The sequence below is a fragment of the Bacteroides sp. D1 genome, from assembly GCF_000157095.2.
GTDB lineage: Bacteria > Bacteroidota > Bacteroidia > Bacteroidales > Bacteroidaceae > Bacteroides > Bacteroides xylanisolvens.
On record NZ_JH114333.1, the window covers coordinates 22,341 to 48,661 of the forward strand.

Here is a 26,321-nt window from a genome sequence, read left to right on the forward strand (position 1 = left end):
TCATGAATATAAATACTAACTTTAATTTTTAATGATGAAAGAGCTTTCTAAAACAGGCTATAGTCTGGCAGTTATACAGGCGATAGCGTTAAGAATGGCATTTGCATGCTGGTTGCTGTTTACGACCTTTCCAATTTTGGCGCAGGAACACTCTGTTAGTTTACATTTGAATCATGTATCCTTGCTTGAGGCCATTAATGAGATTAAACGGCAATCAAATCTGAATCTCATGTATAGTGATGAAGATGTGAAGTCAGTAACTGATATTACGGTAAACGTGGATAATGTGACACCGGAAGTTGCATTAACTGCTTGTTTAAGTGGTACTAACTTGGTTGCCCAAAAACAAAACGGAGTATTTGTTATCCATCTGAGAAAAAAGGAGAAGAAGATCAAACTTACAGGAAAAGTAATGGATAGTAAAGATGGATCTCCGTTAGCAGGAGCTACCGTTTTTATTATGAAGAATGATAAGCGCACGGTGGGGACAGCGGCTACTTTGGATGGAGATTTCTCATTGGAAGTTCCGGCAGATACAAAGGAGGTTGTTGCATCATATATAGGCTACAAGAACAAATCTGTAAAGGTCGTTGCTAATAAACCTTTACAGATCTTTTTGGAAGAAAACTCGAATAGTTTGAATGAAGTGGTCGTGAATGGTTATTCGAGTGTGAAACGTACAAGTTTTACCGGAAATGCGGTAACCGTCACAAAAGATGACTTATTGAAAGTGTCTACACGTAATATGATTGATGTATTGCAAGTGTACGATCCTTCTTTACGGATAGCGGTTAATAATGAAATGGGGTCAGATCCCAATAGTTTGCCGGAGTTTTATATCCGTGGACGTTCCGGTGTCGGAGTCATGGAATTGGATAAGGATGCAGTTTCCCAATCCGCTCTTTCAAATAATCCGAACACTCCTATTTTTATTATGGATGGTTTTGAGGTATCTGTGTCGAAAGTGTATGACTTTGACCCTAACCGTATAGAACGGATTACGATTTTAAAAGATGCGGCCGCTACTGCCATATATGGTTCACGTGCGGCAAATGGGGTGATTGTGATTGAAACGAAAGCACCGGTTCCCGGCAGATTGCGTGTGAACTATAATTTCTCTGCAGAACTCACAGCTCCGGACATATCTGACTATAATCTGATGAATGCCAGTGAGAAACTTGAGGCTGAACGTCTGGCCGGACTTTATGAAAGCGACTCGCCCAGTACAGCCCTGAACTTACAGAAAGAGTATCTGGCAAAACAGAATAATATATTAAAGGGTATTGATACCGATTGGATTGCACAGCCGTTACGAAACGGTTTTAATCACAAACACAGTCTTTATATAGAGGGAGGCGTTAATGATATCCGTTTCGGTGCTGAGATGAACTATGACATTCAGAATGGAGTAATGAAAGGTTCATATCGAAAGCGTGCGGGAGGAGGATTTTACATCGATTATCGTATTAACAATCTGCAAATCAAGAATTATGTGACATTCAACTCTGTAAAGTCGGAGAATTCTCCGTATGGGACTTTTTCTGATTATACTTCCAGGCAACCCTATGACTCATTTAAAGATGAAGAAGGTAATTACGTGGAATATCTGACTACTTGGCATACGGGAACTTCGAATCTCCGTAATCCTTTGTATGATGCTACCATGTTGAGCAGTTATGATCGTTCGTCTTATACGGACTTGACTAACAACCTAAGCCTAAATTATCATCTGGCGGATGTCTTTCAGTTGAAAGCACAGTTCTCCGTAACAAAACGTGATGATGAATCCAGGCAATTTACAGATCCGGGAAGCGGTAAATATGTCAATTATGCGGATAGTGATCCTAAAGGAGAATTATTGTCCGGCCGTTCGCAAAGTATTTATTGGAATGCTAACTTATTGGCAAATTATGTACAGACAGTAAACCGTAATCACATGAATTTTTCTTTAGGTTTGAATATACGTGAAACCAAGGATGAATCGGAGAGTGCGCTGTATCGTGGATTTCCTTCCGGTAAGCTGGACTCTCCGAATTATGCGGATGAAATCGCTACCAAGCCTTCGTTTTCGGATAATCATACCCGATTAATGGGTACATTCCTTTCTACCAACTATACGTATGATAACATTTATCTGATGGATGCCTCTTTCCGTATGGATGGTTCTTCGGAATTTGGCTCGAAAAAGAAATTCGCTCCTTTCTGGTCGTTTGGAGCCGGATTGAATATTCATAATTATCCGTTTATGAAACAGCAGACATTATTTAGCCAATTCAAGATTCGCGGTTCTTATGGTCAGATTGGTAAAGTCAATTTTCCGGCTTATGCAGCAAAGAACACTTATCAGATCTTATCGGATAAATATGGAACCGGAGCCGGTGTATTACTTTATTACATGGGGAATGAAAACTTGAAATGGGAACGTACTAACACTTTTGATATCGGTACGGATATATCATTGCTCAACGATGCGGTTTTATTCAGATTCTCTTGGTATAACAAGAAAACGGTCGATTTGATTACGGATGTTACTCTTCCTTCATCAACAGGTTTCACCGTATATCGTGATAATCTCGGAGAGGTACAGAATCGTGGTATTGAGTTGGATATCAGAGCCGATGTATTCAAAAATAGAGATTGGACAGTAACTTTGTTTGGTAACCTGGCACATAATAAGAATAAAATATTAAAGATCTCAGAATCATTAAAGGCTTATAATGATCGTGTAGACACATACTTTGCCGATTATGATAAGAATATAGGTACCATGCAGGATTCTAAGTATAGTAAACCTTTTATGAAATATACAGAGGGCGGTTCGTTGACTTCCATTTGGGGAATGCAGTCATTAGGTATTAATCCTTCGGATGGTCAAGAGACTTTTCTGAAGAAAGATGGAACAATTACTTCCGATTGGAATTCATCGGATCAGGTGATCATAGGCGATACGGAACCTACTGCACAAGGAGCTTTTGGTGTAAATCTACGTTATAAGCAATTCACTATGTATGCTACTTTCAAATACGAATGTGGCGGGCAGCTGTATAATAGCACGTTGGTAAACAAGGTCGAAAATGTGAATATTTACGAAGTCAATGCAGATAAACGGGTATTGACTGACAGATGGAAACAGCCGGGAGATGTAACTATGCTGAAATCAATAAAAGACCGTTACCAAACGACACGACCGACTTCTCGTTTCGTGCAGGATAATAATACACTCGAATTTAATTCATTTACTTTGGCCTATGAGTTTAGCAATAAGTTGCTTGCTCCTATCAATCTCAGTATGTTGCGTGTACAATTTAATATGAATAATATTGCTCGTATTTCTTCTATTCATCAAGAAAGAGGTCTCTCTTATCCTTATGCACGTACATTTACTTTCTCTTTAAATTTAGGTTTCTAAAAACAACGGATATGAAAAAATATAATTTTGCTATAATAGGTGTTACCTTGTTGCTGTCATTAAGCGCTTGTAATGATTGGCTGGATATTGATCCTTCTGATCAGGTATCAAGCGAGAAATTGTTTGAAAGTGGAGATGGATTCAGAAATGCGTTAAACGGAATTTATATTGCTATGTCGTCTTCCGAACTGTATGGGCGCGAGTTGTCTTGGGGGCTTGCCAGTGTTCTTTCTCAAACATATGCAGATAACGATATCGCCAAATCTAAAGCATATGGTAGCGCTATGGAATATGAATACGGAGAAACGGAGATCAAAGCGGTGCTGGAATCAGTTTGGTCAAAAGGATATAATGTAATTGCTAATTGCAATAAGTTGATATCAGAAGCAGAAGCAAAAGATTCGACTGCTTTTCGTGAGGGAGCACTTGAAAGGAATCTGATTATCGGGGAGGCTAAAGCATTGCGAGCCATGATGCATTTTGACATTTTACGTTTATTTGCTCCTTCGGTAGAGTCCGGTGATGAAAGCAAGCGGATTCCATACTTTACTGTATATCCATCTAAATATGAACCGAATCTTTCAACAAAGGAAATACTGAAGAAAGTAGAAGAAGATTTACTTGAGGCTCGTCAGCTGGTTGCAAAGCATGATACGATTGTCAATACGTCAACAATGGCAATGCCGGATTACCGGATGGGAGGTACGAATAAGGCTACAGGTGGTGACTTTTTTGGTCAAAGAGGAATTCGTATGAATTATGTGGCTATTAATGCGCTTTTAGCTCGTGTATATTTGTATGATAATGATTGGAACAATGCTGCTAAGTATGCCAAGCATGTAATAGATGATTTCGTAACTCGTCGAAAATGGTTTTATTTTACAGATCCTTACGATTATGCGAAAGCTACGGATAAATATAAATATGTCAAATTGTATGAAGACACATTCCTGGCTTTTTACGACCGGGAGTTATTGGAGCGTATTGATAATTTTAAATCTGCTAATAATAGTTTATTAATGACTCTGAAGAATTACGATGCTTTGTTTGAACTGGATGCGGACGACTATCGTACTTCTTTAGCGACCTCTGACGGTAAAACTGGTAAAACATCAATGAAATGGATAAATACGAATTCAACGAACCAGAGTGTCACCATTCAGTATAAGCTGATACCGATGATTCGGTTAAGTGAAATGTATTATATCTTGAGTGAGGCTAGTTCTAAGACAAGCCTGTCGGAGGCTCTCTCTTATTTGTCGGTAGTTAGAAAAGCACGTGGAGCGAAACGAGATATTTCAGGCACAGCATCGAAAGACTATTATAATGAGTTGGTAGCAGAATACAAGAAAGAATTCTTGGCGGAGGGACAGATGTTTTATTTCTTTAAACGCTGGAATATGCCTGTCACCACGGGAACACAAGTAATACAAATGGATGGCAGATATGTAATGCCGATACCGGAAAGTGAGATAATCTATTAATTTATGGAGATAAACAAAATGAAAAAGATATATTCATTATTGATAGCAACCTTCTTTTTGTTGGTTGCTTGTGAAAAGGACGAAATCCGGATATGGGATTCCGGTAACTATGTGCAGTTTGTGGAAGAGTATAAAGATTCCTTGACTTATTCTTTTTTCTTCTATGGGACACAAGAGGAAATAAAGGTACCTCTCAATATGCGATTGATAGGATTACCGTTGGCAAATGATGCTTATGTTAGTCTGAGGGTTAATAAGGAACTGACAACAGCTGAACCGGATTCGTATGAATTGGAGAATGAGATGGTTTTTCGGAAAGATGTTTTGGAAGAAACTGGGTATTTTTTGTTGAAGAAAACGGCATTGTTGGATACAAAAGAAGTCCGGCTTGTGATTGACATTGTGGAGAATGATGTTTTAAAACCCGGACAAAATATATATACTCGTAAAGTCGTTCGTTTTAGCTCTTTAATATCTCAACCTCTTTGGTGGGATGATGTTGTAACAGAAAGCTTATTAGGAAAATATACAGAAACTAAGTTCAGGCTTTTCATGGAAGTTACAGGAGTGGGAGATCTGACGGAGCTGTCAGAATCTGAAAGATGGTCTTTGGCTCGCCAGTTCAAGTACTATCTCATAAAAAAAGAAGATGAGGGAAATCCGGTGCAGGATGAAGATGGATCGTATATGTCTGTTCCGGTAGTAGGATAATTTAAAAACGATATGATTATGAAAGCAAGATATCTTATTTATTTATTGAGTGGGTTGATGACCTTTTACTCTTGTGTAGATGATAAAGGCTCTTATGACTACTTACAAACTCCCACGGTGAAGATAACTTTTAGTGAGTCTATATATGACGGGGTCATTGGAGAAGAAACGCATATTGAACCTAATCTGTCTTTTAGCGAGGGAGATGATGTCTCTAATTATGAATTTGAATGGGAGCTAAATGGTGAGGTTGTGTGTAACGAACAGATACTCTCATTTGTACCCAAAGAAGCTATTACTTATTATGTTTTGTACTCAGTCATCCATAAAGACAGTAAGATTAGAACAATGAAAAATCTGCAACTGGTAGCTAAATCTTCTTATAAAACAGGATGGGCTATTTTGTCAGATTTGAATCATAAGGCTATATTAACACAAGTTCGTGACGATAATGATGAGTATGTGGATTATTTAAATATTTATGAGAAGGTAAATGGCGAGGAACTAGGCAGTCAACCATATAAATTAGTAGAACATTATTCCGGTAAGAAAACTAATCCGGAAATTCTGGTTGTCAATCAGGATGCAAAAGGTCCATTGGAATTGGAGGGGAATTCGATGATGAAAGTTTTATATACTACACAGGAATTTACCGAAGGAGTGCCTGAAGATTTTGTTGTGACAGATGCTGCTTATCTTTATTATACAGATGTTCTGTTGACAGCTAACGGACAAATATATATTCGTTTGTTGAAGAATCCTGATAATGCGGGGTTCCATTCGGCACCTTACAGTAGTATTCCCGTGCATTATAACATGGGAATGAAAATAACACGAATGGTACAAGCCAATTTTTATAAAACACGACATGTATTGATGTATGATGAGAAGAATCATCGTTTCCTCAGTTTGAGTAGCCTTTATAGTTACTATACGGGTGCAATAGATGATGTTCCGATCAATGGATTGGAAGGTAAAAAGTTAATATATGCAGATGCTTATCTTCCAGATCCTTATACGGATTATCTTTGTGGTTATGTATTAGTGTTGCAAGATGCGGATGGAAACTATTCGGTGAAGACATTCGATTTGGAATATGATTGGCAGGGTAAGGTAATAATAAAGAATGAAACAGATTTTAGTTTCTCTGACGGTGGCGACTATTTGACAGATAAATCTAAGTTTTATTGTTCAAAGGATGCTTCAGGAAGTTATTTGTTCTTTTCAGGTGGAGCCATTAATAATGAATTGTATTATTATGAGAAAAGTACTCAGCGTGTAATACCTTATACTATTTGTAATAGTGAAATTACAGATCTTCAATTGAATTATGAAAGTATGACTTTAGGAGTTGGAATGAAGGACGGTTTTGTCGTATACGCTGTAGATGAATCGACTATTATGGGTGGTGAAGCAAAGAAACTTCACGAAGTAAATAATATTGGAGAAGTGGTAGACGTGATTTACCGTTATGGAAGTCCGTCAAAAATGTATCGTTAATAATTTATTCAAATGAAAATACGTTTATTGACTCTAGTGGGTCTTTCGTTGTTAGTTATGTTTTCTAATGAAGGGCATGCTAAGTTTCCTTGGAAAAAGAAAAAGGCAAAATCGGAACAGGTGAAGAAAGCTACTCCTTATGAGAAACTGTTTCGTGGCAAAAAGTGTGAAACAGTAAAAGGTATGATAACACTTCATAAAATGGATGACCGCGTCTATTTTGAATTACCTTTGAATTTGTTGGAAAAGGATATGTTGTTAGGCTCTACTATTAGTGAGACTACAGATAATCGTTTTGGAAGTGTTGGTGAAAAACCGTATGCTCCTTTGCATATTACATTTATAAAAACAGACTCGTTGATTAGCTTATGTGAAGTATCTGATGATTATATGTCACATGATAGCAATCTACAGCAGAGAATATCAGAAAGTACCCGACCGGCAATTCTGAAGAACTTTAATATAAAAGCATATTCACCGGACAGTACAGCTGTGGTTTTTGATATGACAGATTTTTTATTGGCAAATCGGGACAATATGAATCCCTTTTCCCCATTTTCTCCTATTATGGCAGCATACACTGTCAGCAAGGAGTTCAGAAAGGAGGATTCATCTATTATGTCAATCAAATCATTCGATGATAATTTAAGTATTCGTTCTTCTTTGACTTACAATGTTACTGTATCGAGTATGGGAGTGACATATATTAAGCAGATGCCTTTTACAGCGGTGTTGACACGTAGTATTATTTTACTGCCGGAGAAACCGATGCGTCCTCGTTATGCGGATTCTCGTATCAATATCTTTTATACTCCTAAAGTTAAATTCAGCAATGAGAGTCAACGCGTTGAGAATGTTTATTATGCATTAAGATGGCGTTTAGAGCCTGTAGATGCAGAAAAATATGAGAAAGGGGAATTGGTGGAACCTAAGAAGCCGATTATATATTATATAGACAATGCTTTCCCTAATTTTTGGAAAAAATATATTCGTCGTGGAATTTTAAGATGGAATGATGCTTTTGAGAAGATCGGTTTTAAGAATGCAATTTGTGTGAAAGACTTTCCATTAGATGACCCTGAATTTGATCCGGATAATATAAAATATAGTTGTGTGAGATATTCTCCTTCTTTTATAGCCAATGCTATGGGACCTTCTTGGAGTGATCCGCGTACGGGGGAAATTTTGAATGCATCTGTTTATTTGTACCATAATTTAGTAGGGCTGGTACGTAACTGGCGTTTTGTACAGACGGCACAGGCGGACACGGATGTTCGCCGGAAACAACTTCCTACAGATATATTGGGTGATTGTATCAGTTATGTGGTGGCTCACGAAGTAGGACATACGTTTGCTTTTATGCATAACATGGCCGCGTCTTCTTCGATTCCTGTGGATTCATTACGCTCTGCCTCTTTTACCAATAAGTATGGAACTACTTATTCAATTATGGACTATGCACGCAATAATTATGTGGCACAACCGGGAGATAAAGAAAAAGGAGTTCGTTTGACCCCTCCTGATTTGGGGATATATGATTATTTTTCAGTAAAGTGGTTATATTCTCCTATTATGTCAGCCAAATCCAGTGAGGAAGAAATTCCTATTTTGAGGCAATGGATTAGTGAGAAGTTGCCCGACCCGGCCTATCGTTATGGCAGACAACAGATTCGTACTCGTATCGACCCAAGTTCTTTTGAAGAAGATCTGGGGGACGATCCGGTGAAAGCTTCCTCTTACGGAGTCATGAATCTGAAATATATTTTGTCTCAGATGAACGAGTGGATTAAAGACGATGTAGAAGGTGACTTCCGAAAAGAAATTTATAACGAGATTATCGGTCAGTATATACGTTATATTAATAATGTATTATTTAATATTGGCGGTATTTATGTAAATGAACATTATGAAGGCGATCCGTTCCCTTCATACGTTCCTGTGACAAAGGAGAAGCAGAGGGAGTCGTTAAAATTTCTTTGGGAGCAGGCTCTTGATTGTTCATGGATAGATGAACCGGCTCTACAAAAAATATTGCCTCTTCATTCGAATTTGAGCAGTGTGATAGAGAACCTGATTATTGACTATGTGCTAAAACGTTTCCCTTCGGTGGCAATTTGTGGGGATAAGATGGAGCAGAATCCTTATACGCAGCTGGATTATATGGATGATCTATACTATTATATGTTTATGGTCCCGGATAAAAAAAATGTACTTTCGGCTTCTGAGAAAAATATGCAGCTAAAGTTCGTATCCTATTTAATGAATGGAATCAAAACAGTCAAGAAAGGAAGTGCTGCCGGAACATCAGGGAGAATGTTGACGGATGAACGAATACCTTTGCCTGAAGGTATTGTTGCTCCCACTTATTTGTATGATGGACCATTGAATCATTTCAATGATCCTAAAGAAGTTATGGGATTTGAAGATACTGTTTCTGTTACTATCCCTGTAGAGTCGATGGAACATCATTATTATTCTATGTTACGGAAGATTGAGCGGTTGGCTAAAAATCGAATGTCTGCCGGTAGTGATGAGAATCGCACTCATTATCGTCTGTTGGTTTATAAAATATCTCAATCTTTAAAATAGGTGTATGAATAGGAAAATTATATATTTCTCTTTGTTGTCTCTATTGTTGCTCTTTACTGTACAGGATGCTTGTGCACGTAAAAAAAAGGAGAAGTCGGCAAAAACGGAAATCAAAGGATATGAGAATCATTTAAAAGATTGTGTTGCTTCTGATTCGACGGGGTTAATGATCATGCACCGGACTAAAGATAAAGTTCTGGTAGAGTTTCCAGTCAGGTTATTGGAGAAAGAAATGCTTTTAGCCTCTTCGATTATTAATATCAGTGACAATGGAGAAGGAGTAGTCGGGCAGTTCACTTCTCCGGAAGTCATGTTCCGTTTTGTGAGAAATGGCAAAAAGTTGGAAGCAAGAATGATGACTAACCAACCTTTAATGCGTGAGGAAACGGGAAAAGAAGGAGTAGCATCTTCTTTGTTGAAGTCTGCTTCGGGAGGTGTCTATAAATCTTTTAAGATAGAAGCTTTTGCAAAAGACAGTTCTTCGGTTCTGGTTAACCTGGCTCCTTTATTTTTGGAACATTCGGATTACTCGAATCCTTTTTCGTCTTATGCACCTAATTCAATGTATGGAATGGTAACCCGGAAATTCAGATGTGACACTTCACGTTCTTTTTTAAAGGATATTCATAGTTATCCGGATAATATTTCGGTAACCTGTGTATTGGGATATGATGTGGATTATACTGCTTTCGGAACAATTACTATGCAACGAAATGTACCGGTGACGGTTACTGCAGCACGAATGTTGGTATTACTTCCGGAAACGCCGATGGATATCCGATATGCTAATCAAAAAGTGAATACGGCATTTCTAGTCCGTAAGCAGTATGTAGATGAGATGTCTCCTTTGAAAAGCACTCATTTAGTAAAACGTTGGCGTTTGGAGCCTTCGGACAAAGCTGCGTTTAAAAGGGGAGAAAAGGTAGAACCTAAAAAGCCGATAGTATTTTATATCGATACGTTAATGCCGGATTCTTGGAAACCTTATATCAAGGAAGGAGTAGAAGAATGGAATAAAAGTTTTGAGAAGATTGGCTATTTAAATGCTGTTCAGGCTAAAGAATGGCCGAAAGGAACAGACTTTTCTTCTTCCAACATCCGTCATTCTTCTATTTGTTATGCACCGGATTGGATGTATATGGCACAGACTTCTATGCACACAGACCCTCGTACCGGCGAAATACTGAATGCTTCAGTTTACATCCATCATAATTTTCTTTCTTTGTTATATAGCGGTCGTTGTACGCAGACTATGGCTTCTGATCCGACGGCCAGAACATTGACACTTTCGGAAAAGCAGATGGGAGAATTGTTAAAAGTCGGTATTGCACAGCAAGTAGGTCGTTGTTTGGGACTTACAGATAATATGGGGGCTTCTTATCATTACCCGGTAGACTCGCTCCGAAGTGCTGAATTTACGCGTCAGCACGGATTGACTGCTTCTGTTATGGATAACATAATGTGTAATTATATTGCCCAGCCGGAGGATGTTGAAAAGGGTGCTGTGTTAGTGCAACCGGGAATTGGTCCGTATGACTATTTCCCAATTCGTTATTTGTATGCTCCTGTTGTTGCTGATAAGCCGGAGAAGGAACTCGTTACTTTAAATAAATGGGTAGAAGATGCTTATACTGCTCATGAGTATCATTATGGGCCAAGACAGGAGTTTTATGCCCTATATGATCCGACTGCATTATATTGGGATCTCGGTGATGATCCGTTTAAAGCAGCAGATTATCAGATTCAAAATTTGAAAATTTCAATTGCAAACTTTATGAAGTGGTATGCAAAAGAGGATTATGATATAAGTCGGCGTGCAGAACTATATGCAAGTTTGATAAAGCTATTTACCAATAGAGCAATGGAATTATCATTCTGGATAGGTGGACTTTATCTGGATGAAGGAAAGGAAGGAATAAGCTTTCCGGTATCTAAGGAAATGCAACAGAAAGCATTGAATTATCTGGTGAAAATGTCGATGGATTTGGACTGGCTGACAAATGCTGAAGTTAAATCCAGTTTGGAATTACAGGATTTGATCGTAGATAAGACACGCAAATACATTTTTCAGTTATTATTCGACAGAATCCGTTATGTGGCATTATGCTCGGAGAAATCCGACGGAGAATACTCTGTAAAAAACTATATGGATGATATTCATTCTATTGTTTGGAAAGGAGTGTTGCAAAACAGAGTACTGACGAATACGGAGATGCTGTATCAAAATGCCTTTATTGATTATTTAGTAAAGAATATATCGAAAAATATGGGTGGAGGTACGGCTAAGAATGCCGGACGTCAGCAAGCTTTACGGGGAGATAGTTTTAAAATGGATATTTTTAATGAGGCTAATTCTTTCGTAATGGGTTGGCAGGCGCAGGATATAGTACCAGTGAACTCACATCAAGACGCCTCAGTTTATTGGGATATGCTATTAAAAATAAGAAATCTTTTGAGTAGCCGTATTTCATCTGCTTCTCCGGACATGAAGGAATATTATGGTTTTTTGATTTACAAAATAAATCAGATCTTAGATGATAACTGATATAAATGAAGTTGTATGCAATAAAGTGTAGGAAATAAAAGGAATAATAATCTCGATTATTAAAAAACTTTTTTATTTACGAGAAACAATATAACTTTGTAAATTGTTGAAATAACAAAACAACAATTTATTCATTTAATATACATTTTAATTATGCTACTATTATTGCAAGCAACACAAGCTGCGGACTCTGTGCAAGTGGCTGCAGATGAATTAATAAAAGAGGCGATTGCCAATGCTGACGGCTTAGATAAACTTTCGCTGATTACTCAACAACTGATAGACTTTGGTATTCGTGCCGGAGAACGTATACTGATTGCGGTCATTGTCTTTATCGTCGGACGTTTCCTTATCTCTATGCTTAATAAGTTTGTCGGGCGTTTGATGGATAAAAGAAAAGTGGATATAAGTATCAAGACTTTTGTAAAAAGCTTGGTGAATATTACGTTGACTGTACTGTTAATCATTTCTGTAGTAGGTGCTCTTGGAGTTGAAACAACTTCGTTTGCTGCTTTGTTGGCTTCTGCCGGTGTTGCTGTCGGTATGGCTTTATCCGGTAATTTACAGAATTTTGCGGGAGGTTTGATTGTGTTGTTGTTTAAGCCATATAAAGTGGGAGATTGGATAGAAAGTCAGGGAGTTTCTGGTACAGTGAAAGAAATACAGATTTTTCATACTATTTTGACTACTGCAGATAATAAAGTGATTTACGTGCCGAATGGTGCAATGAGTAGTGGAGTGGTAACTAACTATAGTAATCAGGTGACTCGTCGCGTGGAATGGATTGTTGGGGTAGATTATGGAGAAGATTATGAGAAAGTGCAGAAAATCGTTTATGATATTCTTGCTGTTGATCAACGTATCCTGAAAGAACCTGCTCCCTTTGTGGCTCTTCATGCGCTGGACGCCAGCAGTGTGAATGTAGTGGCACGTGTATGGGTAAATAGCGGAGATTACTGGGGTGTTTATTTCGATATAAATAAAGCGATTTACGAAACCTTCAATGAAAAAGGTATCAACTTCCCTTTCCCGCAACTTACAGTACATCAGGGAAATTAATTATGATACGCCGATTATTCCAAAAAAACGAGGGAGTTTCACATTGAGTGTAACTCCCTCGTTTTTGGATAAACTTGTCTGGTGTGATTGAATAAATTTCTTTCTTTTATTTAATGCCGAAATCTTCGGCTAGTTCATATCTATCTTCTTTGATCCCCAGTACATGATTGATCTTTCTTCTTTTCTCAAGATCTTTAAAGTAGTTTTCCACAACCTGATAGAGATCGAAGTTCGTAGTTGAGCCAGCGGCTAAATCGAGTGATTCCACCATCTTTTCTACAGCTTGATGGATTTTCTCTGCGTCTATCAGATGCAGTTCGTTGCTGTGTATTAAATATTTTTCCATGACTGCAATGTTTTTAATGTTATATAGGTATAACATCTTGCAGTCATGGAAAGTTCAATGATTGAATGTTAGATTTTGGTAAGTGCCTGATCCAAATCAGCAATTAGGTCATCGATATGTTCTGTTCCAATGGATAGACGTACGGTGCCCGGATAAATTTCCTGTTCGGCTAGCTCCTGTGCATTGAGCTGCGAATGGGTAGTGCTCGCCGGGTGGATCACCAATGATTTCACGTCAGCCACATTGGCTAGCAGGGAGAAAATCTCCAGACTGTCGATGAAACGGTGTGCCTCTTCTTGTCCGCCTTTTACCTCGAAAGTAAAGATAGAACCGGCACCGTTCGGGAAATAACGTTGATACAGTGCATGGTCGGGATGGTTGGATAATGACGGGTGATTCACTTTCTTCACTTTTGGATGATTGTTTAAGAAATTCACTACCTTCAATGCATTTTCTACATGACGCTCTACACGTAAGGAAAGAGTTTCCAGACCTTGTAGCAGGATAAAAGCGTTGAATGGGCTGATGGTAGCTCCTGTGTCGCGCAGCAAAATGGCACGGATGCGGATTGCGTAGGCAGCCGGACCGGCTGCATCGACGAAGCGTACGCCATGATAGCATGGATCGGGTTCGGTCAGTTGTGGGAATTTGCCGGAAGCTACCCAGTCGAATTTACCTGAATCTACAATAACTCCTCCCAATGAAGAACCGTGTCCGCCAATGAACTTTGTTGCGGAATGTACTACGATATCTGCTCCGTGTTCGATGGGGCGGGTTAAATACGGAGTTCCGAATGTGTTATCAATAATCAAAGGTATTTTGTGGCGGTGGGCTATTTCTGCCACTGCTTCTATATCAATGATATTTGAATTTGGATTTCCCAAAGTTTCGATAAATACGGCTTTTGTATTTTCCTGAATAGCTTTTTCGAAGTTCGACAAATCGCTTGGATCAACGAATGTTGTTGTGATACCATAGCTGGGCAAGGTATGTGCCAGTAGGTTATAACTTCCTCCGTAAATGGTTTTGGCTGCTACAATATGATCGCCTGCACGAGTGATATTCTCGAAAGCGTAAGTGATGGCAGCGGCACCCGAAGCGACTGCCAGCCCTGCTACTCCTCCTTCAAGGGCGGCTACGCGTTGTTCAAAGACTCCTTGAGTGGAGTTGGTCAGACGGCCGTAGATGTTTCCCGGGTCCTGCAAGCCGAAGCGTGCGGCTGCATGGGCGGAGTTGTGAAATACATAAGAGGTGGTCTGGTAAATAGGTACTGCGCGGGCATCTGTTGCCGGGTCTGCTTGTTCTTGTCCTACATGAACCTGTAAAGTCTCGAAGTGTAATTTCTTTGTTGCCATAATCGTATGTTTTTTAAGTTTATATTCTTCCTTTATTTTCTTGCAAAGTTATGAGATGTAGATATATCGAACAAGATATAGGTAAAATATAGAAAATAATGCTATTTTTGTGCCGTTATATGGAATAATGTAACTGCGTTATTCCTGAAAATCACCTTTTAGAAGAATATTTTTCTTATGGATACTTTTGATAAGCTGGATAAAGTAGATTTGCAAATACTCCGTACTTTGCAAGAGAATGCCCGATTGACAACGAAAGAGTTGGCTGCGCGGGTGAGTCTTTCTTCAACTCCTGTTTTTGAACGCCTTAAACGGTTGGAGAATGGAGGTTATATAAAGAAGTATATTGCCGTATTGGATGCGGAGAAACTGAATCAGGGATTTGTCGTGTTTTGCAGTGTGAAGCTTAGACGTCTGAACAGGGATATAGCGGCAGAGTTTACACGGATCATACAGGATATTCCTGAAGTAACCGAATGTTATAATATATCGGGAAGTTATGATTATCTGTTGAAGATTCACGCTCCCAATATGAAATACTATCAGGAGTTTATTCTGAATGTGTTGGGAACGATTGATAGCTTGGGATCACTGGAAAGTACATTTGTGATGGCAGAAGTGAAGCATCAATATGGAATACATATTTAGTCCTTTGTGTGATAGTCTGAAATTTATCTTGTATATTTGCTATGTAATATAAATCCTGTTTCCCTACACACAATGAATTCGAACATATATCCTCGTACCAATGATTTTCAGACTATTTACCTGAATACAGTGATTAAGAATCCTGCTATTATCGTAGGTGATTATACAATATACAATGACTTTGTAAATGATCCGGTTCTTTTTGAGAAGAACAATGTCTTATATCATTATCCGATTAATAAAGACCGTTTGATAATAGGAAAATTCTGCTCCATAGCCTGTGGAGCTAAGTTCCTTTTCAACAGTGCAAACCACACATTGAATTCTTTATCCAATTATACGTTTCCTATCTTTTTTGAGGAATGGAATTTAGATAAGGGAGATGTAACTTCTGCCTGGGATAATAAAGGGGATATAGTAATAGGTAATGATGTCTGGATTGGATATGAAGCTGTTATCATGGCAGGAGTACATATCGGGAATGGAGCAGTCATTGCGTCGCGGGCTGTGGTTACTAAAGATGTTCCTCCTTATACAATAGTAGGTGGAACACCTGCCAGGGAGATTCGGAAACGTTTTGATGAGCAAACGATCGTCCGATTGCAAGAATTGCAATGGTGGGATTGGAGTGTCGAAAAGATCTCCGAATGTATACCTTATATCACAGGTGGAAAGATAGAAGAACTGATGAAAAGATAAGCAATGCATATATGAAATTTATAATAGAACCCGGAACTTCTGCTGATATAGATGAATTGGAAAAGCTGTATAATGAACTGAATGATTATCTGGCAGCTACGATTAATTATCCCGGATGGATAAAAGGTATCTATCCAATTCGGGAGGATGCAGTTGCCGGTGTGAATGATAACATGCTTTACGTAGCAAGAATCGATGGGAGAATTGCCGGTTCGGTCATCTTAAATCATCAGCCGGAAAAGGCTTATGAGAATGTCAAATGGAAAATGGAACTGGATTATAGCTGTATCTTTGTGATACATACTTTTGTTGTGCATCCTTCTTTTTTGAAAAAGGGAGTAGGGCATGCGTTGATGGATTATTCGTTGGAATTGGCTCAAAGGTCGGGAATAAAGTCTGTTCGGTTAGATGTTTATGAGAAAAATCTTCCTGCCATATCGTTATACGAAAAATGCGGTTTTGAATATGTTGATACCGTGGATTTAGGACTGGGACAGTACGGCTTGGATTGGTTCAGACTTTATGAGAGAATCATTTAATACTCCTTTTCCTGCGTAATACATTGCACCGTTATAATTCGGTTATTCTTAGATTTGTAGAATGATAATTATTACATCATAAACATGAAGAAATTAATTATTGTATTTGTTCTTTTTTTATCAACATTCTCTTGTTTCTCACAAACAGAATTTACGACTTGCCTATTTGATGGAGCAAGAAACAGAGTTATACCCATAACTGTTTATCAGCCACAGAAAGTAAATTCAAAAACGAAAGTCATTATATTCAATCATGGTTATGATGGAAATAAGAATAGAAAATCTAATCAGACCTATTCTTATCTGACACGATTCCTTTCTCAAAAAGGATTTTATGTAATAAGTATACAACATGAATTGCCGAATGATCCACTCTTGGCTATGGAAGGCGATTTTATGCAAACCCGTATGCCAAACTGGGAAAGAGGAGTGGCAAATATCTATTTCACCATTCAGGAGTTTAAGAAGTTGAAACCACAATTAGACTGGGATAAACTTATACTGATAGGACACTCCAATGGTGGTGATATGACAATGTTGTTTGCTACTAAATATCCGCATTTAATAAACAAAGCCATATCTATGGATCATCGCAGAATGATTATGCCTAGAACGGAGAAGCCCCGGTTGTATACATTAAGAGGATGCGATTATGATGCGGATGCGGGAGTACTCCCCACAAAACAAGAACAGGAGCAATTTCATATGAAAGTTGTGAAATTGGACGGAATAACGCATAGTAATATGGGAGAGAATGGAACGGAAGAGCAACACAGGCTTATTAATCAATCTATTTCTGGATTTCTGACACAGAAATAACTGAAGTATTCTATTTATTTTATCCAACGGTTTTAAATCGGGAGCCTGTTTTTCTTATAACTTTGCAGCTGATTTTAGAAAAAGAAGTTTGGAATGATAAATAAGTATGAAGCACGGCTAGGTACAGAGCGTATGTTGCCGCTCGTTTTCAAAATGGCGCTTCCCGCAGTAGTTGCCCAATTCGTCAATTTGCTGTATAGCATGGTCGACCGTATCTATATCGGACATATTCCGGGTATTGGTACTGATGCGTTGGCTGGGGTAGGAGTGACGACTTCTCTTGTTATACTGATTTCTTCTTTCTCGGCGATTGTAGGAGGAGGGGGCGCGCCATTGGCAGCCATGGCACTGGGACAGGGCGATCGTCTGCGTGCCGGAAAAATTTTGGGGAATGGTTTTGTCTTATTAATACTATTCACCCTGTTCACTTCGTTCATCGCATATACCTTTATGGAACCGATTTTGCTTTTTACGGGTGCTTCGGAAAATACGTTGGAATATGCGGTTGATTATCTTTCCATCTATTTATTAGGAACTGTTTTCGTTGAAATATCTACAGGACTGAATAGCTTTATTAATGCACAGGGACGGCCAGCCATTGCCATGTACTCCGTCTTGATCGGTGCCTTATTGAATATTATTCTTGATCCTATTTTCATTTTCTGGTTTGATATGGGAGTGAAAGGAGCTGCTTTGGCTACCGTATTGTCTCAAGCATGTAGTGCGGCGTGGGTATTGAGTTTTCTCTTTTCCCGTCGTGCTTCCTTACCTTTGGAAAAGCGTAATATGCGGTTGAGCCGGAAGATTGTATTTGCCATGTTAGCTTTGGGAGTATCTCCATTTATAATGGCAAGTACGGAGAGCCTGGTTGGTTTTGTATTGAATAGTAGTCTGAAAAATTTTGGAGATATTTATGTCAGCGCATTAACTATCTTGCAAAGTGCGATGCAGTTTGCAAGTGTTCCGTTAACCGGTTTTGCGCTGGGATTTGTTCCGATTATCAGTTATAATTATGGTCATGGTGATAAACAACGTGTGAAAGACTGTTTCCGTATTGTGATGATAACCATGTTTTCATTTAACCTGTTATTGATGTTGCTTATGATCTTGTTTCCTACGATTGTAGCATCTGCTTTTACTAGTGATGAAAAATTGATAGAAACAGTCCGTTGGACAATGCCTGTCTTCTTGGGTGGTATGACTATTTTTGGATTACAACGTGCCTGTCAGAATATGTTTGTAGCCTTGGGACAAGCAAAAATACCTATTTTTATTGCTTTGTTGCGTAAAGCGATTCTACTGATTCCATTGGCATTGATATTACCGCATTATATGGGAGTAACCGGTGTATATGCAGCCGAAGCAATATCTGATGCCACAGCGGCAATTTGCTGTACTTTGTTGTTCTTTTGGCAGTTCCCCAAGATTCTGGGGAAAATACAGGGGAATATTTTGCGTACAGATTAGAAACAGCCAATGTACAAAGCATTGGCTATTTTTTGATTGATAATTAGAATAAAATGCGGAGAATAATCGTTATATTTACCGCAAAATATACGGAGAATATGAAATCAATCTATATCTGGCAACAAACTGATTGGCCTGATTTTACTTGGGATGATGCAAAACTATCTTATAAATTAGGTAGAGTCAGGGGCTTGCAAGGTAGACTTGTAGGGCGAATGAGTGCACTTGGTTTTGATTTGAAGAATAGTGCTATGCTTGATGCGCTGACAGCAGATATTACAAAGTCATCGGAAATTGAAGGAGAAATATTGAATGTTGATCAGGTGCGTTCTTCTGTGGCTCGTCATTTGGGCATAGAAATAGAAGGATTACCCGAAGCAGACCGCTATATAGATGGAGTGGTGCAAGTAATGATAGATGCTACTCAAAACTACATGCAACCATTGACGGCTGAACGCTTTTTTAATTGGCATGCTGCATTGTTTCCTACAGGACGAAGTGGGGTATATAAAATAACGGTTGCCGATTGGCGGCAAGGTGCGGAGCCAATGCAAGTCATATCAGGAGCGATGGGAAAAGAGAAAATACATTATCAGGCTCCTGATTCGGATCATGTTCCTTACCAGATGAAACTGTTTTTGGAGTGGGTAAATGGTAATCAGAAGATAGATCCTGTTCTGAAAGCTGCGATTGCTCACTTATGGTTTGTGACTATTCACCCTTTTGATGATGGGAATGGACGTATATCCCGAACGATCACTGATTTGTTTTTAGCTCGTGCAGATGAAATGCCACATCGTTTTTATAGTATGTCTGCCGAAATACGCAAGCAGCGTAAGAGGTATTATGAGATGCTGGAGAAAACACAAAAAGGCAGTTTGGATATAACAAATTGGCTTGAATGGTTTCTTGACTGTCTGGAAGCTGCATTACTTGATACAGAGAAATCAATCAGTACGATTTTGCAGAAAGCTGCTTTCTGGGATAAATATCGGTTGGTTTCGATGAATGAACGGCAGATTAAAATGGTGAATTTGTTTTGGGATGGTTTTGATGGCAAGTTGACCTCTTCCAAATGGGCGAAGATAACCAAATGCTCTCCTGACACTGCATTGCGTGATATACAAGATTTAATAACTAAAGGTGTATTTCGTAAAACAGACGAGGGAGGGCGGAGTACTAATTATGAATTGGTCTTATAATTTGGCGGTAATTATTAATGGTTATCATCGCGATAAATACGTATAATAATGGCACTTATATACGACCCGACACCGATCAGTTAGGTCATAACAAAAAGTAATTATACAAGAGATTTGTAGCCATCAACAGGCGGATGCAGGAGGTTGGAGTGGAAAAATATTATGAGGAAGTAAAAGACCTGCCTCGTTATTAGCTCATTACTAGCTTTCTCTGTTTCATTCCAGCTCCTGTGCATAAATGTTGATGGCGCGTAATGCCTTTGAGATTTCAGTCGGGGTGATGCCCTGACATTCTATTCTCAATACTTTTTCCCAGTCCTCTATATCTACATTCCATTTGTAGATTTGGGGACATAGGGTGAACAGCGCTGCGATATGTTTTATATCCCGTGCATTTCTAACCGAGGTTCGAAAAATGAGTATTTGCTCTTCCATAGTTACTATCAATTACTTTTGTTTTCAGTGCAAAGGTAGGTTTAAACAAGGTTCTGTATAGGATTATTCGACGAATGCCCTGATTACTCATGACGAAATAAGTAATCGGGGAGATTAACTTCATATACTTATCCTTTGAAAAGTCAGTCATCTGTACCTGTCAATATATAAAAAAGTGTATCTGTTCTCGTCTTTCTTTTTTGATTTACTTTGCAGTGTTGTTTTAATCTCCTAATATACTTAAAGGTTATGAAGTTGAATTTTGCTAAAAGAATGTCTTATATAAAGGCTTCGGAAATAAGAGAAATATTAAAAGTTACCGAACAGGAAGATGTGATTTCGTTTGCAGGTGGTCTGCCTGCTCCGGAACTTTTTCCGATAGATGAAATCAATGAGATCAATCAGATCGTATTGAAAGAGGCAGGTACGAAAGCGCTCCAATATACCACAACAGAAGGTTATGTCCCTTTGCGCGAATGGATTGCCAACCGGATGAACGAACGTTTGGGCACGACTTTCGATAAAGATAATATTCTGATTACCCATGGCTCGCAACAAGGATTGGACTTATCCGGAAAAGTTTTCCTGGACGAGGGAGACATCGTACTTTGCGAAAGCCCTACGTATTTGGCTGCAATCAGTGCATTCAAAGCGTATGGATGTAGCTTTATTGAACTTCCTACGGATGGGGACGGTATGATGATGGATGTTTTGGAAGAAATTTTGAGCAATACTCCTCATATAAAGCTGATATATGCAATACCTACTTTTCAGAATCCTACAGGAAAGACGTGGAGCCTGGAAAGACGCAGGAAACTGGCTGAATTATCCGCAAAGTATGGTGTTGCAGTTATTGAAGACAATCCGTACGGCGAGTTAAGGTTTGAAGGAGAGTCTTTGCCATCTATAAAGTCTTTTGATGAGGCTGGAAATATCCTGTGTACAGGTAGTTTCTCGAAAATATTCTGTCCCGGTTTCCGGATTGGCTGGATTGCGGGGGATAAAGAGATTATCCGCAAATACGTATTGGTCAAGCAAGGTACGGATTTACAATGCAACACTATTGCCCAAATGACCATCGCCGAATACCTGAAGCGCTATGATATTGATAAACATATTGCCAAAATAGTAGAAGTATACAGAAAACGCAGAAATGTGGCGATTGAAAGTATAGAACGTTATTTCCCTGATACTATAAAGTTTACTCGTCCCGAAGGCGGATTATTTACATGGATAGAACTTCCCGAAGGGATTTCGGCACGTGATGTTTTAGTCAGAAGCCTGGAGAAAAAGATTGCTTTTGTTCCGGGAGGCTCCTTTTATCCGAACGGAAACAAGGAAAATACGCTTCGGATCAACTACTCTAATATGCCCGAAGACAAAATAGAGAAAGGACTTAAAACCCTCGGCGAAGTGGTAAAGGAGTATATCAGTCAATCAAAATGATTCTTTGATAATGTTTCCCAAAACCTGCAAGCGTTCCTCAATGAAAGCACTCCATTGCTGACCGAAACTCAAGCGCATACAGTTTCTGTACTGGTCGTGCAGAGTAAACATGCGTCCGGGAGCAATGCTGATCTTATGTTGCATCGCTTTGTAATATAGCTCCGTGGTATCAATCTTTTTATTCAGTTCCACCCAAAGCATAAAACCTCCTTGTGGAGTGATGATTTTAGTGTCTTCGGGAAAATAGTCGGTAATAGCTTGTGCCAAATGAAGACTATTGGAATGTAGCTCATGGCGCAACTTGCGTAAATGATTCTCATACCTGCCGTTCTCCATGAAGTTGGCAATGGCTTCTTGGTTGAGGGTAGGAGTGGATATTAAATGAATATGTTTCTGACGAATAATAGCATCCTTAAACTTACCGGGGGCAATCCAGCCTACCCGATAACCGGGAGCTAACGTCTTTGATACAGAACCACACCATAACACAAGTCCCTTTTCATCGAAAGCTTTGCATGGCTTAGGGCGTGAATGTCCGAAGAATACATCGCCGTATAAATCATCTTCAATCAGAGGAATATTGTGTTCCGCCAACATCTGTACTATCTCTTTCTTATGTTCATCGGGCATGCAACTCCCAAGCGGATTACTGAAATTACTGATAAGCAGGCATAGATTGATCTGCGGCAATACTTTTCTTAAAGCATCGGGTTCGATGCCTGTTACAGGATTGGTCGGCAGTTCCAGCACATGAAGCTCCATACTGTTGGCCAACTGTAATATCCCGAAATAAACAGGACTTTCAACAGCTATCGTGTCTCCTCTTTGAGCAATAACAGATAATGCTAAAGAGATGGAATTGGTTACTCCTGTGGTAGTAACAATATCATCTTCGGTCAGATTTCCATTCCAGCTATACGCAAAACGGGCAATATAGTTTCTCAAACGAATGTTTCCTTGAGGGTCTTCATACCTGGTGCCGTTCCCCGGAAGTGAATACATGGCCTTGGTCAGTTCTTTATTGAGTTTGGCAATAGGCAATAAAACATCTTCCGGTATTCCCAGCGAAAAACGGGTGATAGACGAATCTTCGATGGAATGATATACTTCCATGATTAAGTCTGCTTCTTCCTTTCCCGGAGATTGAGCGGAAGGCTGCGTTGTTGCCGGCGCAGACAAATTTAGTGGCTTATAATTGACAATGTACCCTGATTTGGGGCGGGAAATGATGAATCCTTCCTTTTCCAGTTCATAATATACCTGAATGGCTGTATTTAAACTTACGCCATATTCATTGCTGATAGTACGTAAAGAAGGTAATTTCTCGCCTGCTTTCCATATACCTGTTTTTATTTGCCAGGCGATAGTGCCGGCTATCTTTTGATATAGGATTTCTCTTTTCATGTTTATTCTGTACTTGGCAAAGATACAAAAATGATGTCTGTATCTGTTGTTGTTTGATTGCAAATAATTCATTCAGTCATTTTTTATAATTGCTTGCTATTCAGTTATAAATTTATTCCATATCATTATATTTTAGACATGACAAGATTATCATTGAAATATATTTCAACATATACATTCCTACGATAGAAGCGTCAAAAATAAAAGAGACGAACAATTTTCTTAATTTAAGTTTAGGACTTCAACAGTCGATTCGTTTCTCGGTGAGAAACACTTCGTTTCTCGGTGTCGAAAAGGTTGTTTCTCGGTGAGAAACGGGTTATTGGTTTTAAAGGAAAAGCCCGAATAGTAACCGCCTGGATAACAGTGTTTTACAAAACAACGTTATCTATCAGAAATACATAGGAGTTTTATTGACATTTTTTTTGCAATACCGTTTATTTCTATTGCATCTATTACTGTAATAATATTTACATTAGAACTAAAATATGGCATTTATAAAAGAATCTGTTTCATTCCTTTCCGTACCGTTTTGAATCAAATAACAATAATTGGAGCTTGGGAAGAATCTACATGATGAAGTAGATGAAATCAACATTTATAATAGTGGCATTTCTATTCTCGTCACCTGTTCTTCTTCGGGTACATTGGGATTGCTGTAATAATATTCAATGGATGTTCCCGAAAGTTTGTAACCGTTGGTTTTTATCCATTCCATCATTTCGTTGTACAGGACAGCCAATTCACTGTAAGTTCCTCTATGTAGACAGGAAACTATTTTTCTTTCCGGTATCGTTATGGAGCGTATATCCCCTTCACCCTGTAATTCTTTGGATGACTTTAGACCAATAATCATTTTGATATTGTGTTCCGTCAGACTTTCAAAGTTGGGATATTCAACGTAGGGGATGTCGGTAGTGACTTCACCCTGTTCCTTAAATAAAGAGTCTATTTTTACAAAGTTCTTTCCGATAGCTTCCGACATTCCGTTCATATCTGTTTGTACTTCAACAGCCAAAGCGGGCTGTTTCGGTTGCTTCAATAGCATGATTTCTGAAATTTTTCCCATAATACATTGTTTTTAGAGGGTTGATAATTAATTATTTCTTGATGACCGGAATATAGATGTCGGTAATTAGTTCTGTTTTAAGGGTGGAGGCAGGGCGGTTCATATACATTTCAAAGCTAAAGGTGCTTTGAGGACGATATTTACTTTCCGGGAACCACTCTTCATAAATAGTCCGGTAGAATTTATGCAATAAAGAGTAGTCGCCGATATGCCTGAATACAGCATAACGACCACCGGGAACTTCCATCACTCCCGGCTGGGAATCATTTTCTTTGTTATCGATTATTACCCCGAGATAGAAGCGACATTTATCCATCGGGGTGATGGACGGATCGTCCATACTAAGGCTGACAAACTTATCATTCGACTTTTCTTCATTGTGCTGCCTCGCATAGTTGGTGAGCCTATCCCATATTAACTTGTATCGGAGTTCATCCTTATACTTTTCACCCACCTCGATACAAAATACTTTCATCGGCAGAATCGACCGGATTTCAGGAGTGATAACCGCATGCTGTTCGTCATACATCGGCTTATACTTCTCCCTATATTGAGAGGTTGACACTCCAAAATGTTTTTTGAAGGCTTTTGCCAGACTGAATTTAGTCTGATAGTTTGTCTGCTCCGAAATCTGATTTAATGTAAAGTCGGTGGATACTAACAGATGTGCTATATGTTCGAGGCGCAAACGTTGTATGTAGCTTCCGATATTTTCTCCGGCAACGGTTTGAAACACTCTTCTGAAGTGATATTTGGAAAGTCCGCTTATCGTACTAAGTATATCTGCATCTAAACTATCGAATAAATGATTATTGATGTAAACGACTATATCCTGAATCTTTTGGTGATGGATATTACTGGTTTCCAGCTTCTGTTTCCATCGGTTCAGTTTGGGTAACCGTTCGTTGAGTATTCGCCTAAGTTCCTCCGGCGAATAAGCGGTATCTGCATATTCATTGTACTTGTCGGTGTATTTTATCCAGATATTAATCATTTCCGACATCGGAATGTCGACGATATATTTTCCATCTTTCAGGCAGTAGTAGCAATATTCGTCACTTCGGGAACCGTCGGAGTTAGTACCCAGATATTTCTCTATATCAAAGCGGAGAGGCATCCCGCAACTTTGACAATACCTTTTATTTATATCTGATTCAATCATCGGCTGGGTTTTCGTTTGATGGATAGCAGTCGCTCCATATCATTAAATAAGCAAGTGTCTTTCAATTCGAACATAAGCCACTTCCCATCGTGGAAAGTAGTCGTCTCATCGTATATCTTTTGAGTCTCATTGGAGAATACTTCTCGCAGAGATTCAAATTTGGCACGCTCATCTTTACCTAAAATGACCATGAAACCAATCGTTTGTTCTTTGGCGTATAGGGCACACAGCGTTTTTCCGCCTTTGCGATATTTATATTCGTATATCCATTTTTTTCCTCCATGGTTCCATAGTTGTTCCATATTGTACTTTTGCTCGATAAGCTGGCAAAGTGAAGTCCATATATCATAAAGTTCCTTACCTATCAAGGCTTCCAGTGTTTCAGGAGTGGGAATCTGCAAAGTTTCTTTCATGGTATTCTGTATTTACTTTT

The 26,321-nt window shown here is 38.9% G+C and carries 21 protein-coding genes; 14 read left to right on the forward strand and 7 right to left on the reverse strand.

The annotated features are described in order from the left end of the window. Nucleotides 1-31 precede the first annotated feature (31 nt). The 7 genes from BSAG_RS17415 to BSAG_RS17385 all read left to right on the forward strand — a co-directional run bounded on the left by BSAG_RS17415 (nucleotide 32) and on the right by BSAG_RS17385 (nucleotide 13,297). The gene (locus tag BSAG_RS17415; RefSeq protein WP_004315255.1) at nucleotides 32-3,409 is read left to right on the forward strand and encodes a SusC/RagA family TonB-linked outer membrane protein; all 3,378 of its coding nucleotides are present in this window, start codon (nucleotides 32-34) and stop codon (nucleotides 3,407-3,409) included. Between the two features lie 11 nt (nucleotides 3,410-3,420). After that, entirely contained in the window at nucleotides 3,421-4,893 is a 1,473-nt protein-coding gene (locus BSAG_RS17410) for a RagB/SusD family nutrient uptake outer membrane protein (protein ID WP_004315254.1), read from the forward strand. 18 nt (nucleotides 4,894-4,911) lie between these two features. Continuing rightward, a complete protein-coding gene (locus BSAG_RS17405; RefSeq protein ID WP_008770671.1) occupies nucleotides 4,912-5,604 on the forward strand; it encodes a DUF4843 domain-containing protein in 693 nt (230 codons plus the stop codon). An 18-nt stretch (nucleotides 5,605-5,622) separates the two neighbouring features. Further along, a complete protein-coding gene (locus BSAG_RS17400; protein WP_004315252.1) occupies nucleotides 5,623-7,104 on the forward strand; it encodes a PKD-like family lipoprotein in 1,482 nt (493 codons plus the stop codon). Between the two features lie 12 nt (nucleotides 7,105-7,116). Continuing rightward, complete coding sequence (locus BSAG_RS17395) at nucleotides 7,117-9,693, forward strand: zinc-dependent metalloprotease (protein ID WP_008025245.1); 2,577 nt, start codon at nucleotides 7,117-7,119, stop codon at nucleotides 9,691-9,693. A gap of 4 nt (nucleotides 9,694-9,697) precedes the next feature. After that, on the forward strand, nucleotides 9,698-12,238 hold the full coding sequence (locus BSAG_RS17390) for a zinc-dependent metalloprotease (protein WP_004315250.1): 2,541 nt from the start codon (nucleotides 9,698-9,700) through the stop codon (nucleotides 12,236-12,238). A 153-nt stretch (nucleotides 12,239-12,391) separates the two neighbouring features. Then, entirely contained in the window at nucleotides 12,392-13,297 is a 906-nt protein-coding gene (locus BSAG_RS17385) for a mechanosensitive ion channel family protein (protein WP_004315249.1), read from the forward strand. Nucleotides 13,298-13,403: 106 nt separating this feature from the next. Here BSAG_RS17385 and BSAG_RS17380 read toward each other — a convergent pair whose 3' ends face one another. Then, nucleotides 13,404-13,643 carry a hypothetical protein gene (locus BSAG_RS17380; protein ID WP_004306417.1) on the reverse strand — a complete coding sequence of 80 codons (240 nt, stop codon included), beginning with the start codon at nucleotides 13,641-13,643 and terminating at the stop codon, nucleotides 13,404-13,406. A 68-nt stretch (nucleotides 13,644-13,711) separates the two neighbouring features. After that, nucleotides 13,712-14,998 (reverse strand): O-acetylhomoserine aminocarboxypropyltransferase/cysteine synthase family protein, encoded by a 1,287-nt coding sequence (locus BSAG_RS17375; RefSeq protein ID WP_004315248.1) that lies wholly within the window; start codon nucleotides 14,996-14,998, stop codon nucleotides 13,712-13,714. A 177-nt stretch (nucleotides 14,999-15,175) separates the two neighbouring features. On the opposite strand from BSAG_RS17375, the gene BSAG_RS17370 reads away from it, so the two are divergent. The 6 genes from BSAG_RS17370 to BSAG_RS17345 all read left to right on the forward strand — a co-directional run bounded on the left by BSAG_RS17370 (nucleotide 15,176) and on the right by BSAG_RS17345 (nucleotide 20,372). After that, nucleotides 15,176-15,646 carry an Lrp/AsnC family transcriptional regulator gene (locus BSAG_RS17370; RefSeq protein ID WP_004315247.1) on the forward strand — a complete coding sequence of 157 codons (471 nt, stop codon included), beginning with the start codon at nucleotides 15,176-15,178 and terminating at the stop codon, nucleotides 15,644-15,646. A 72-nt stretch (nucleotides 15,647-15,718) separates the two neighbouring features. Further along, nucleotides 15,719-16,345, forward strand: a complete 627-nt coding sequence (locus tag BSAG_RS17365) for a CatB-related O-acetyltransferase (RefSeq protein ID WP_004315246.1) — start codon at nucleotides 15,719-15,721, stop codon at nucleotides 16,343-16,345. Between the two features lie 11 nt (nucleotides 16,346-16,356). Further along, the gene (locus tag BSAG_RS17360; protein WP_004315245.1) at nucleotides 16,357-16,884 is read left to right on the forward strand and encodes a GNAT family N-acetyltransferase; all 528 of its coding nucleotides are present in this window, start codon (nucleotides 16,357-16,359) and stop codon (nucleotides 16,882-16,884) included. A gap of 84 nt (nucleotides 16,885-16,968) precedes the next feature. Continuing rightward, the gene (locus tag BSAG_RS17355) at nucleotides 16,969-17,703 is read left to right on the forward strand and encodes a lipoprotein (RefSeq protein ID WP_004315244.1); all 735 of its coding nucleotides are present in this window, start codon (nucleotides 16,969-16,971) and stop codon (nucleotides 17,701-17,703) included. A gap of 93 nt (nucleotides 17,704-17,796) precedes the next feature. After that, nucleotides 17,797-19,170, forward strand: a complete 1,374-nt coding sequence (locus BSAG_RS17350; RefSeq protein WP_004315243.1) for an MATE family efflux transporter — start codon at nucleotides 17,797-17,799, stop codon at nucleotides 19,168-19,170. A gap of 98 nt (nucleotides 19,171-19,268) precedes the next feature. Then, nucleotides 19,269-20,372: a Fic family protein gene (locus BSAG_RS17345; protein ID WP_008025240.1), complete on the forward strand. Its 1,104-nt coding sequence runs from the start codon at nucleotides 19,269-19,271 to the stop codon at nucleotides 20,370-20,372. A 216-nt stretch (nucleotides 20,373-20,588) separates the two neighbouring features. On the opposite strand, the gene BSAG_RS17340 is transcribed toward BSAG_RS17345, so the two are convergent. Next, nucleotides 20,589-20,807 (reverse strand): hypothetical protein, encoded by a 219-nt coding sequence (locus BSAG_RS17340; RefSeq protein WP_004315241.1) that lies wholly within the window; start codon nucleotides 20,805-20,807, stop codon nucleotides 20,589-20,591. Between the two features lie 249 nt (nucleotides 20,808-21,056). On the opposite strand from BSAG_RS17340, the gene BSAG_RS17335 reads away from it, so the two are divergent. Further along, nucleotides 21,057-22,253 carry a PLP-dependent aminotransferase family protein gene (locus tag BSAG_RS17335; protein ID WP_004315240.1) on the forward strand — a complete coding sequence of 399 codons (1,197 nt, stop codon included), beginning with the start codon at nucleotides 21,057-21,059 and terminating at the stop codon, nucleotides 22,251-22,253. Here BSAG_RS17335 and BSAG_RS17330 read toward each other — a convergent pair. From BSAG_RS17330 to BSAG_RS17315, 4 genes are all read right to left on the reverse strand, one after another. Then, a complete protein-coding gene (locus BSAG_RS17330) occupies nucleotides 22,245-23,657 on the reverse strand; it encodes a PLP-dependent aminotransferase family protein (protein WP_008770674.1) in 1,413 nt (470 codons plus the stop codon). The two genes, BSAG_RS17335 and BSAG_RS17330, sit on opposite strands and share 9 nt — an antisense overlap. Nucleotides 23,658-24,255: 598 nt before the next feature. After that, entirely contained in the window at nucleotides 24,256-24,726 is a 471-nt protein-coding gene (locus BSAG_RS17325; RefSeq protein ID WP_004306423.1) for a GyrI-like domain-containing protein, read from the reverse strand. A 31-nt stretch (nucleotides 24,727-24,757) separates the two neighbouring features. Next, entirely contained in the window at nucleotides 24,758-25,888 is a 1,131-nt protein-coding gene (locus tag BSAG_RS17320; protein WP_004309074.1) for a GyrI-like domain-containing protein, read from the reverse strand. Further along, nucleotides 25,885-26,301 (reverse strand): DUF3788 domain-containing protein, encoded by a 417-nt coding sequence (locus BSAG_RS17315; RefSeq protein ID WP_004309075.1) that lies wholly within the window; start codon nucleotides 26,299-26,301, stop codon nucleotides 25,885-25,887. The genes BSAG_RS17320 and BSAG_RS17315 overlap by 4 nt, the downstream gene beginning before the upstream one ends. Nucleotides 26,302-26,321: the final 20 nt, after the last annotated feature.